This is a genomic window from Candidatus Uabimicrobium amorphum (assembly GCF_009002475.1).
GTDB lineage: Bacteria > Planctomycetota > Uabimicrobiia > Uabimicrobiales > Uabimicrobiaceae > Uabimicrobium > Uabimicrobium amorphum.
On the sequence record NZ_AP019860.1, the window covers coordinates 4,128,117 to 4,140,416 of the forward strand.

Consider the following 12,300-nt stretch of genomic DNA (forward strand, 5'->3'; position numbering starts at 1 on the left):
AAAATATTTCCAATCGTATTTTTTTGTATTTTTATTTAGGGGTGTTGTTGAAGTATTTGGTGCCCCCTCCTGCCATCAACTCTAAAACTGTAATAACAAAATATCCAACGCATGTGTCAAAACTACCATTTGCGAAAAATCGCGACTTATGTCCTTGGCGAAAAAGGAATGTCCATTGAATATCTTTATCGGGTACACCGATGATTCTTTTTGATACGACGGACGTACAACAAAAATATTTTTATTGGTAATGGCCCAATACAATTTTTGCTTACCATCATATAGAACTTTTTCAATAGGGTGTGACAAATATATGGATTCTGAGGTATTTTTTTGCCAATCAAACAACCATAATCTCCCACTTTTTGTTCCGACAGCTAGGTGATCTCCCACAATTTGTGCTGTTTGTAAAGGTAGTTTTCCGGCATGAGCGATTTCAGGCAACGTGGGTGTCAAACGGTGTATCGACAATTGTTTGGCGACATTCACCACAAACTCTCCACTAACAATAGCACTATGTCGATGAAGTGAAACCCCCTGCGAAAAAGTAAAAGACTTACGCTTTATTTTTTTCGAGGAGTTGATTTCGTAACCATCAATAGCATTTTTGACATCATTCACGAGCAAAATCCAATTGTGTTTTGGGTGAAATCCTAAACAAGGCCTCTGTGTATTTTCCGAGAACACCTCTTTTCGCGTGTGTGTATCCCATACGTAAATGTAATTTTTCGTCTGACACAACAAAAAATCTCCATCGCTAGAAAACGAAAAATGTCGTAATTCGTTTTGCTCCCATGTCATTTTTTTAAGGGGAAGAACCCCATGCTCACCACTAGCAACACCCCATAAAACCACTACATTGAAAATATAACACCCCACAAATCGCCTTTTCGGACCAAAGAGTAAACGAAAACACGCGTGCTGTTCAAAGTCATCGTTGTTTTTTAGGCTTTCCATCGTTTCATAAACGACTCTCATGCGCGATAAGTTTTGTTGTACCACTGTAAATGGCAATTTTTTTATGAGTCCAGGTTGCAATGCGTAATAAGTTCTCGATCTATTCTGCTGTAGGGCCAACAAGTACTTTTGAGGATGAAAGGCAAGCTGTAGTCTCGTGTCTTCTTCAACAACAAAAGGTAATTTCAAAACAACTCTTAGTGATTGTGCGTCCCACACCAAAATATATCCATTTTCGCCAGCAGCGGCAATAAATCTACCGTCATAACTCCAGCATAGTGCCGCAATATTCATATTGTGTTTAATATGAGTTGTCTTATGTGTACTTTTAATATAAATCGTAGATCCTATTGCATAAGCGAGTTTATTGCTGTCGGGGGAAAAACACACTGCGCGACAGTTTTGTACCACGATATGACGTTTTTTGCTTTTGTTTTTACAATCCCAAATGGCAATTTTTTTCTTAGTACATATCGCGATTTCTTTGCCGTCGGGACGAAATTGGCTACCATAGCTATTTTCATTGCCATCATTAAACGAGCCATACATCGTTAATGACGGAACATCAAAGATCGCGCTATTTTTTTGGTCGGCAACAAATAAAAAACGATTACGATGATCAAAAACAAAAGCACTGACAGGTAGATTTTGCGAGCGATACATGGTTGTGGTGATCGTATTTTTGATACTGTCCCATAACTTAATATTCCCCTTAATGTCTATGCTAGCACAAAAACGATCGTTTTTACTTGTCGCAGCATAAACAACTTTTGCTGAATGCTCTATTATTGTTATAGTGCCGCCATTTTTGTCCATCACAATGATACGACGTGGATTTGCGAGCGCAATATTATATTTCCATGAAACATTGCTGCTAACAGCCATAAGACGGGTTGGTAAAGAATATTTGCTCACACGGTACAGCTGAGGATCGATACTATATTTTTGCAAAATTTGACAATCACTATGTAAATTTGTTGTCCGCGCTTTTATTTTGGCAATTTTACTAGGCACTTCGTTCAAATCGGCAAAAGAATAAGACATTTCATTGGCAACATAGGGATAGCGTTTTTGAAAAGATTGCAATTGCTCTAATGTGAACGTAACATCGCGAGACATTGCGGTGACACTCTCCGTAATCTCTTTAACAGACAGCAAATCGTTGCGTGCTTTTTCGAGGGTTAGCTTTGCTTTGTTGTATTCACGGCGTTCTTGCCATACCTGACTCATCTCCATTTCCACCTGCGCTTTTTGCAAAGAGACTTCCATTAATCGAACCGTCGTTTGGTAATCGCGAACTACTTTTTGCGCATGGTTAGACATTTGCCAGTACTCTTTCGAAACCGACGACCTATATCTTTGGTAAATCATCAAACTTGTCATCATGATCAATATCAATGTCACCAAAAATGCGGTACTTGCCATAATTTTATGGCGTTGAATCCACTTCCAAGCGTCGAAGAAAACAGTCCGAGGACGCGCCTGAATAGATTTGCCATCCATAAAATTTTGTAATTCTTGTGCAAATTCGGCGGCGGTCGTATAGCGTACGGATTTTTCTTTCTCCAATGCTTTTAAACAAATCGCTTCTAGATCCCTTGGTACTCTCTTGTTGACAGAGGTGGGTGGCAAGAGATTTTTGTTCAATATATTGTGTAAAATCGCATGAATATTGTTGCCTTCAAAAGGGCATTTCCCAGTGAGTAATTCGTATAAAATAACTCCCAAAGCATAGACGTCACTGCTACTGTCGACGAGTTTTGTGTTACCTGTCGCTTGCTCTGGAGACATGTATTGCGGTGTACCGATTAGCATTCCACTTTGCGAGAGTTGACTTTGGTCCTCTACTTGCCGTGCTAGACCAAAATCCATAATGTGCGGTTGTTGTTCCTCGTCGAGTAAGATATTCGAAGGCTTTAAATCACGGTGAATGATGCCATTTTGATGCGCATATTCAATCGCCTGCGCCACCTTTATCATCACTTGTACGCAGCGACGTATCGAACGACGTTTCTCCTTGAGAATATAAGCTTTGAGTTCTTGGCCAACAATGAGCTCCATCGTAAAAAAATACGTATCGTCCTCATAGCCTATATCAAAAATTTTCACAATCGAAGGGTGAGATAGTTTGGCAAGTGTTTTCGTTTCTTTTACAAAACGTTTGTTGTGATGTGATTTCAATAACGTTTTCAGCGCTACAACTCTTCTTAGTTCGGTATCATAAGCTTCATATACTCTTCCCATACCACCTTTGCCCAATTCTGACCTAATTTTATAACGACCGATTTGGCTAGGAGTCTTGAGCAAATCAGCGGTCGCAAGTTCTGAGCTATTTTCCAATACCTCAGAAAAATCCGATTGTTGCGCTTGCTCTTGGCTATCTTGTGGTGATATAGCAAAAGGATTTAGGTATTCATCAGACATCTTCACACCTTTTTCAGGGAGTCAAATTCCTTGTCTACTGCGGACGCGTCACCGTACGTCAATTCCGTAATACTCATTTTCATCGACTCCAGATATTGTTCCCACATCTTGAGCCAACGTTCTTTCGAACGTTGTCGACGTTTTTTTGCTGCTTCTAGGCTAATTTGCCACTGATCCGCAAGCTGCTGAATCGTGGGTATTTTCCCTGTGGAACGAATTGTTTCTAAGACAAACCGTTCCAACTCATCATAGGAGTTCAAATTTTTATCTGCAATAATTTCGAGTAAGTCTTTCTTTAGCAAACGGTCAGGGACCACATCTGTGGCCGATGGTTTGGCTTCTAAAATCTCAGGATTATACGCAATTTCATGTATCTTTTGATTTTTCAAGGCATTGTTGTATTCAGCAATCGCATGTTTGACTAACTGCATGAGCACATGTCGAAACCGTACACCTTCATTGATACGATGAAAACTCCACCGCAAACCTTTTTCATACACCAGAGAAGCAACATCCTGAGCTTGGTATTCTCTGGCGCGTGGCCAATTAGACACGCGTAAAATATAATGAACAATGGCTTCGTGGTATACCTCAAAAAAATAGCGCCACTTTTCTTGGTATTTTTGCGAAGATGGATCTTTTAACGACTTGATCATCGAACTTGCTGTACTTATCTGTGACAGATACGCCACGATTTTTTTGTGGTGATGACGAATATCTTTACTTTTTTCCATAAATAACCTCCACAGATAATATAACACATAAAATAATCACCGCAAAACCAGAATCTACCTACAATGCACTTTGTTATAGATAGATTTTTGTTTTGCGTTAGGTGCATCCGCCTAGGTTTGAGGGAACGGGCGGACACTAGGTCCGCCCCTACAACGCACTTTGTTATAGATAGATTCTAGTTTGCGGTATTGCTACATCACCGATCATCTCCAATAAATTTATCGGATTGTGTTGCTAAGTATCTCAATACTATGTATATATAGATTACACCCAAAATATTTTGTCTCATAAAAAAAGGATGTTGCTGTGAAAAAGTTTGCCAAATTACCCATCATATCTTTATTGATTTTAGTGATTCCCGCCATTGTCTTTTTATATTACGTGCGTACACAACACAATTGGATCTTTATCAGTGGAAGGGGTTATCCCATGTGGTTTACCTTGCGCAAAACAAAAACCGGAGTCCAAAAGTATCCGTATCGCTTGCGCTATGTTTCTTACAACCCTTGGCAAAGAGACAATATCGGTCTAGGTGGTATCACAGAAATGGATATACTATGCACCAACAAAAACCTCGACGTTGCGAAGGTATATGTCACAAAAAATCGCGAAGAAGTACTCAACGCCACAATTGAATCTGGAATGCTACATATTCCCGCACGCAATCGCAAAGACAAAATTACCACAGGTCCTCCATGGTTTGCCCTCGTAGACATTGTACCACAACTCCCCTTTTCCGGAGAACACACGCTACAAATTTTAGACATTGAGCCAAAAGCCAACTCTGGCATTCGTTCTCAAGAAATTGTATTAAAATACAAAAAAGAAAATGGCAAACATACTTTCTCACAGTCGCAACATCAATTTTCACTAGACGATAACCACAATATAGTGAGTTACCAACTAGATCGTCGTAAAAATTTGTATCCACTAACTTACACAACTTCACTTGAAAAAAACTTGACCATACAATTCTTGCGCTTTTTTCCTTATTCTATATTGTTTATACTAATCTATATAATAGCGGCAGGTTATCTATTTTTTTACGCAATTAGACTGCTGTGGAAACGTCCGAAAAAAGAAGGCACAACAGGAGAATAAACATGACATTCAAAGATAAAGTGGCCATCATCACCGGTGGAGCCTCGGGAATTGGCCGTGCCATTGCCCAAGAGATGGCCAAAGAAAAAGCCATTTTAGTCATCGCAGATGTAAACATTGAACAGGCAAAACAAGTGGCCGAAAAAATTCAGGAACGTGGTGCGCAAGCCTCTGCATACGAAGTCGATGTGCGCGACGCTAACGCCGTACAGAAACTTGTGGAAGAAACCGTAGAAAAACACGGACGCCTTGACTATATGTTCAACAATGCCGGTATTGCGATGTTAGGCGAAATGGATGAACTCACCATCGAACAATTTGATCGCATATTTGATGTAAATGTGCGTGGGGTAATGTATGGAATACATGCCGCGTGTGCGGTGATGAAAAAACAAGGATATGGACACATTGTCAATACCGCATCTGTTGCAGGACTCATCACCGCTCCGCAAATTGGCGCGTACTGCGGAACAAAGCATGCGGTGGTAGGACTTTCTCAATCTCTACGCATCACCGCCAAGCCTTATGGCATAAAAGTAAGTGCTGTATGCCCAGGATTTGTCGAGACCGCCATAGCAGATTCTATGGAAATTGCCAATGAAGAGAAATACATTGAGCGCAGTGAAATTATAGGTTCAAACCCAATAAAACATTGTCCAGTAGACAAAGCGGCGCGTACAATCATCAAAGGTGTAAAGCGCAACAAAGCTGTGATTGTTGTCACTCTTCATGCGCACATTTTATGGCGCTTATTCCGCTTTTTTCCATGGTTGGCTTCTATGATTATCGGTAATATGTACCATAAGCAAGAAAAATCGATTCGCAAATAGATGTTGGTATGTGCTGTTTACCCAGTTGTCATCACTGTGGAAGCAGGAATGACAACTAGGCTAATTTTTGTAGTTCCATACACCCCGTTTATACGCGTAAACGATTCAGGCATGTGCATTGGTAACTCATTTTTTCTGCTTGCGATAACTCATGATAAAACTTTTGCCGCCGCTTTTCTCTTTGCCTGATGGCAGTACACAATGCTCCCAACTCCATCTAGAAGAGCCCGACATCAAATATGCATCACCTGTGGATAACTCTACTTTGTAAACTTCAGCATCGGGGTCGCGTCGAAAACCAATCAAACGTTTTTCCGAAAGTGTGATGACCAATATATCTTTACCGTGACGTTTGTTGTCGATGTGCCACTTAAAGTTGGAAGATAATTCTCCAATCCAATCACAAACGCGATATTGATTCGGCACTTCTGGAAAAATGTAGTATTTACGAAAAATTTTTGTACCGTATTCGATCATCCACTCATCTGGTTTTTGCGCCGCCTTCCCTCCAAACTCGCCAAACAAACGAAATAGTTCCATTGTTGGATTGTTCACAAACTGTGGTTGTTGTAAAATTTCATTTACTTCTTCTTCACTACAAAAGTTTCTCATAATTTTTAAACCGGGAGGGCGTTTCATACTTATCTTCCTTAACAACTGAAACCATCAAAACGCATTTTAGAACGTAGAGCTTCGATACAAAATTATCTTAATTATAACAACAAAATCACAACTATACACCACAAAGCGTTTCTCCATTTTATTTACGTTTGACATTTTTCCTCAAAAAACACACAAGAATATTTCAACTTCCATCACAGAACGATTACAATAGACGCAAAACATTGTCAGCCAAATTCATTCAATGTAGAAAACAAATGTCCATTGTTATGTTCTTTGGCAACTCATTTTTTCTGTTTGCGATAGTGAAAATATATTAGATAGGTAAAATATGAAAAAGATTCGAATCGAATTTTATCCAGAGTTTAAAATGAGTCCTTTGAGTTTTTGGGTACACAAAAATTTAGACGGAGAGGCATGGATATATGCGACAAAATTTGAACCAGAATTGCCACCTCCTGTACCAGGAAAAGGATACCCGATGTTAATTGTGAGTGTTTTGGGGATGGAGATTTTCTTTTCTTCTGTGGAGGAAATAGAGCATTTTTTAGATGTTTTTCAGCAAAAAAATATGCCGACATCGCTAAAGTTATCCAAATTAAGATCGGAAAATTCTGGGCCAAACCAACACTGGTTAAGTCGATTCCCTTCTCACCTAAAATCATGGTCAAAGAGACAAAAAATTATTCCTGTCGTACAACAAGGCCTACAAAAATTTAAAGATTTGTACAATTAGCCCACCACTTCATTTCCATTTTGATTACAAAATGATTACATAATTATTATTAGAAAATGACAGAGTAGTGACGGGGAGATTACGTAAACTTGCTACAATCTAGTAACTAGAAGCTTTATATCTATTTCAAATATAAAAATAAGGGGATTACTATGCATTGTAAATGGCTTATGTTACCCATTTTCGTCATCATTTTATCTTGTACGACAAATCCACCACAAACAGACACAGTTCATCATGAGGAAAGTAAAACAAATGCTCCACTAGTGCAATTGGTACTCAACACCAATGACGCAAAAGTCGCCAATGACAAGGCTGTTGTCGCTGATTCAGCGCCACAAAATATACAAAATGATCTCGTCCAAGATTCTGATAAGTTAAAAATCGAAGCTTTATTGGTTCAACCTGTTCTTAAAGCAGGGCAAAAACAAACGGCTTATATCAAGGTTGGGCTAACAGGCTTTCCCATGACCGAACAAAAACGCATTGCAGCAAACGTCGCGATTGTTCTTGATAGATCGGGTTCCATGTCCGGTGAGAAAATGCGTAAGGCACGCGAAGCAGCGGTGATTGCTGTGCAGTGCTTAAATGAAAATGACATTGTTTCCATCATTGCATACGACAATAATGCTCGTGTCATTGTCCCGGCAACAAAAGCAGTGGAAAAAGAATACATCATAAACCAAATTGGCGGTATATACGCTGATGGTGGTACGGCTCTTTATGCTGGCGTACAAAAAGGTGCAAAACAAGTACGAAAGTTTTTTAGTAAAAATAAAGTCAACCGTGTTATTTTGTTATCAGATGGTCAGGCAAATGTCGGACCGCGAACACCTCACGATCTAAGTATCTTAGGCGAGGAACTTGTAGAAGAAGGTATTTCGGTGACTACTATTGGATTGGGACTAGATTACAACGAGGACCTCATGGTGAAACTTGCGCGAAGTAGCAATGGAAATCGTTACTTTGCACGAACAGCACAACAACTCAATACTATTTTTGAACAAGAATTTAGTGATGTGTTGTCTGTTGTTGCCCAAGAAGTTGTCATTAACATCCACTGCGCAGAGGGTGTACGTCCTATTCGCAGCCTTAACCGCGACCCGATGATTAAAGGACAAGATATAACATTGTATTTAAATCAAATATATAGCCAACAGGAAAAATACTTTATTTGCGAGGTGGAAATTCCGGCGACAGCGGTGGGTGACACGCGTAGAGTTGCTCAAGTCGATGTTTCTTACGCCAATATGAAAACATCTGTAACAGACAGGCAATCCAACTTCTTAACAGCGCGTTTTTCCGAGTCAGAGGAAGAAATAAAAAAGGCGACACACAAGGAAGCAATGAGCAATGCACTACTACAAATTGCCGTGAAACAAAATCGTACAGCGATAGAATTACGCGACAAAGGCGAAGTTTCTCAAGCTAGAGAAATTTTACGCAACAATGCGGAAAAACTACGCGAATACGCCGAGGAATACGACTCTTCTTTATTGGACGACTATGCCGATTCCAGTGGCGATTTTGCGGATAGCGTCGGTGATGATGCATCGTGGGAAGAAGATCGCAAGGAATTGTTAGACCAAAGTGAATCTTTGGAAGACAATCAAGACAATGATTTATTTGGTGATCCAGACGATAATTTAGAAAGTGATCCATCTGTGGATAGCGATTCATAAACAACACTGAAGTAATATATAAAGAACATCGTTTACACTCACGATGATCGCAAAACGTTTATCGTTATGCGATATACAAACGTCGAAAATCGTGAGCGTGAACGATACATCTACGGTTGCAGACCTAAAATTACCTATTTTTTTTCACTTGTTTTTTGGTATTTTTTTCGGACAAATGAGCAAAAAAACTAGATTTATCCTTAATAATACCATCACTTTCATGCAAATCGCGTTTTGTAAATCCGAGGGTAATATGCGGATAATAATGTTTGTAATCGAATTTGCTAGCATCCCCGCCTTTTTTCACATATAAGTCCGCAATTCTTTTACGAATAGCTACTAGTTGTGGAGAAGTAACAACGATAAAATAGGTATGCTCCTCTTTGCCATCGATTTTTTTAGATCCACGCCCCAAACAAACGATTTCAAACTGACACTGCTGAATATTCATCGCCGTTGCGATTTCGTCGATTTCTTTCATGGAAACAACAGAGCGCAAAGAGTTATTGTATTCAGGAGGAGTAATGACCGTAATATGTGCTTCTCCGCGGTTTTTTAGTGGTTGTTTCAACTTTTCTTGTACAGATAAATACAACTCTTTTACGGGTGAAAAAGGTACGTTTTGTATCAAATAATTATCATATGTCCCCGGACCACTATGTACGATAAACTTCACTTCGTTTGTCTTATGTACGTCATTTGAAATATCAAAAGTGAGTGGTTGTGCAAGAAGAGTGTAAATCATGGATAACAATAAAATATAAAAACGCATAATATTTCCTTTATTGTGGTTTCGATATTTTCGTGTAGTAAAACCACAGAAATCTCGATTCCTACAATTTCTGTGGTTACGAAAACTAAAACTATTTCTTCTGTGGTACTTGACCTAAAAGATGAAATATAAATGCATATTCAAGGGCGACAGAACGATAACGTTGAAATCGTCCAGAGGCACCACTGTGTCCCGAAGTCATGTCGGTTTGAAATAGAAGTACATTGTCATCGGTTTTGTGATGGCGTAGTTTCGCTACCCATTTTGCCGGTTCCCAATATTGTACTTGTGAGTCATGAAATCCCGTTGTCACTAACATCGCAGGATAATCCTGGGCTGTGACTTGGTCATATGGCGAGTAAGACAACATGTAATCATAGTATTTTTTAATATTCGGATTTCCCCACTCATCGTATTCACCTGTGGTTAGGGGAATACTATCGTCGAGCATTGTGGTGACCACATCGACAAATGGTACAGAGGCGAGAATACCTTTAAACGTTTGCGGGCTCATATTCGCCACAGCCCCCATTAAAAGACCTCCAGCACTTCCTCCTTCGCCAAACAACATATCTTTCGTTGTGTACTTATTCTCAATCAAATATTTTCCACAATCGATAAAATCGGTAAAAGTATTTTTCTTCTTGAGAAGTTTGCCGTCTTCATACCAATGGCGTCCCATTTCCTGACCACCGCGAATATGGGCAATGGCAAAAATAACACCGCGATCTAGCAAAGAAAGTCTTGTCGAACTAAAGTACACATCCATACTATAACCATAAGAACCGTAAGCGTATAGTAGCAATGGATTGTGCTCTTTGCGCAAGCTTTTTTTGTACACAAGTGATACAGGAACCTTAACGCCATCGCGAGCAGTGGCGTACAAACGTTCGGCCTTATAAAGAGAAGCATCATAACCACCAACTACCTCGCGTTGCTTCAACAAATTCTTATTTTTGTTGTCCATGTTAAAGTCAACAACCGAATCTGGTGTGGTTAGAGATGTGTAGTTGTAGCGCAATATCTTGGTGTTGAATTCCAAATTGACATCAAGCCCAACAGTGTAAGTTTCTTCTCCAAAATCAATGAAATAGTCTTTCTGCTTTTGATCCCATGGCACAATATGCAAATGTGTTAAACCGTCTTTTCTTTCCTGGACAACGAGATAATCGGCAAAAATCTCAATGTTTTCGAGTAAAACATCTTTGCGGTGCGCAATCACTTCGCTCCAGTTTTCCATTGTTGTCTTATCTAACGGGGCTGACATTAAACGAAAGTTTTGCGCTTCGTGATTTGTCAAAATATAGAATTTGTCCCCATAGTGAGCAATGGAATACTCCAAGTTGCGCTTTCGCGGCTGAATAACATGAAATTCACTTCCTGGTTTATCGGCGTCCATCACACGATATTCTTGAGAAAGCGTACTGTAACTCCCGATAATAATAAAGCGCTGCGATTTACTTTTGGATACCCAAGTGGAAAACGTAGCGTCTTTTTCATGGTAAATTTCCTTATGCTCTTCACTTCCCAGTTGATACTGCATAATTTTATATGCACGTAACGCCGCATCTTTCACGGTATAGTACAACGTCTTGTTATCGTTTGCCCAAACCACAGATCCCGTAGTATTGGCGATGGTTTCTTTGCGCATTTCTCCGGTTTCTAGATTTTTAAAACGAATTGTATATTTACGTCGTCCTAAAGTGTCTTCAGCGAAAGCAAGAATGGCATTATTGGGACTGACCTTTAGTCCTGCCGCACGATAAAAACTATGACCTTCGGCCAATTTATTCGCATCGATAAGAATTTGTTCTTTATTTTCTAGAGAGCCCTTCTTACGGCAATAAATCGGATATTCTTGCCCCTCAGAAAAACGAGAATAGTAGTAGTAACCATTTAAAAAATAAGGAACAGACTTATCGGTTTGCGGAATGCGTCCGGTAATTTCTTTAAAGAGCTTTTCTTGAAAATCTTTGGTGTAACCCATCACGCTGTCAACATAAGCATTTTCGGCATTTAAGTAATCTTTAACCTCTTTGCTTTCTCGATTACGCATCCAATAGTAATAATCGGTCCGGGTATGCTCATGGATGGTCATTTCTTTTTTGACTCTCTTTGCTTTAGGTGCTTCTTCTGCGTTGAGACACAAAAAAAACATCGCTAACACAATACAAAAACGCGACATTATAAACTCCTAATAATTTTACATAAAAGATACAAATTGATTTTGTGTGGTACGCTACTTTATCCACAGCACTATCATCAATCAATTTTTTATTTTGTAAAGTAAATTTTATAAAAAGGAAGCGTTACAAGGAGAAACAAACGCTTGGTAAATACAAAACCAATTTCAGCTGCTATAAATAATGGCAGATCAAATATTTGGCGGATAGACTTAAATGAAAGTGTGTCGGTATTTAATTGATGACACACCAAAAGATA

General features: G+C 39.3%; 9 protein-coding genes. 4 read left to right on the top strand and 5 right to left on the bottom strand.

Going from position 1 to position 12,300, the window contains the following annotated elements; all coding sequences use genetic code 11:
• Window positions 1–81 precede the first annotated feature (81 nt).
• Both UABAM_RS14890 and UABAM_RS14895 read right to left on the bottom strand, forming a co-directional pair.
• Window positions 82–3,381, bottom strand: a complete 3,300-nt coding sequence (locus tag UABAM_RS14890) for a WD40 repeat domain-containing serine/threonine protein kinase (protein WP_151968797.1) — start codon at window positions 3,379–3,381, stop codon at window positions 82–84.
• Window positions 3,382–3,383: 2 nt separating this feature from the next.
• On the bottom strand, window positions 3,384–4,115 hold the full coding sequence (locus UABAM_RS14895; RefSeq protein ID WP_151968798.1) for a sigma-70 RNA polymerase sigma factor region 4 domain-containing protein: 732 nt from the start codon (window positions 4,113–4,115) through the stop codon (window positions 3,384–3,386).
• Window positions 4,116–4,422: 307 nt separating this feature from the next.
• Between UABAM_RS14895 and UABAM_RS14900 the strand changes: the two genes are divergently transcribed.
• On the top strand, window positions 4,423–5,217 hold the full coding sequence (locus UABAM_RS14900; protein WP_151968799.1) for a hypothetical protein: 795 nt from the start codon (window positions 4,423–4,425) through the stop codon (window positions 5,215–5,217).
• A gap of 2 nt (window positions 5,218–5,219) precedes the next feature.
• The gene (locus tag UABAM_RS14905; protein WP_151968800.1) at window positions 5,220–6,047 is read left to right on the top strand and encodes an SDR family NAD(P)-dependent oxidoreductase; all 828 of its coding nucleotides are present in this window, start codon (window positions 5,220–5,222) and stop codon (window positions 6,045–6,047) included.
• 126 nt (window positions 6,048–6,173) lie between these two features.
• On the opposite strand, the gene UABAM_RS14910 is transcribed toward UABAM_RS14905, so the two are convergent.
• Entirely contained in the window at window positions 6,174–6,686 is a 513-nt protein-coding gene (locus UABAM_RS14910; protein ID WP_151968801.1) for a 2OG-Fe(II) oxygenase family protein, read from the bottom strand.
• A gap of 313 nt (window positions 6,687–6,999) precedes the next feature.
• Between UABAM_RS14910 and UABAM_RS14915 the strand changes: the two genes are divergently transcribed.
• Window positions 7,000–7,404 carry a hypothetical protein gene (locus tag UABAM_RS14915; protein WP_151968802.1) on the top strand — a complete coding sequence of 135 codons (405 nt, stop codon included), beginning with the start codon at window positions 7,000–7,002 and terminating at the stop codon, window positions 7,402–7,404.
• Between the two features lie 152 nt (window positions 7,405–7,556).
• Complete coding sequence (locus UABAM_RS14920) at window positions 7,557–9,086, top strand: vWA domain-containing protein (RefSeq protein ID WP_151968803.1); 1,530 nt, start codon at window positions 7,557–7,559, stop codon at window positions 9,084–9,086.
• Between the two features lie 130 nt (window positions 9,087–9,216).
• On the opposite strand, the gene UABAM_RS14925 is transcribed toward UABAM_RS14920, so the two are convergent.
• Window positions 9,217–9,858: a 2'-5' RNA ligase family protein gene (locus UABAM_RS14925; protein ID WP_151968804.1), complete on the bottom strand. Its 642-nt coding sequence runs from the start codon at window positions 9,856–9,858 to the stop codon at window positions 9,217–9,219.
• Between the two features lie 91 nt (window positions 9,859–9,949).
• Entirely contained in the window at window positions 9,950–12,043 is a 2,094-nt protein-coding gene (locus tag UABAM_RS14930) for a S9 family peptidase (RefSeq protein WP_151968805.1), read from the bottom strand.
• Window positions 12,044–12,300 lie beyond the last annotated feature (257 nt).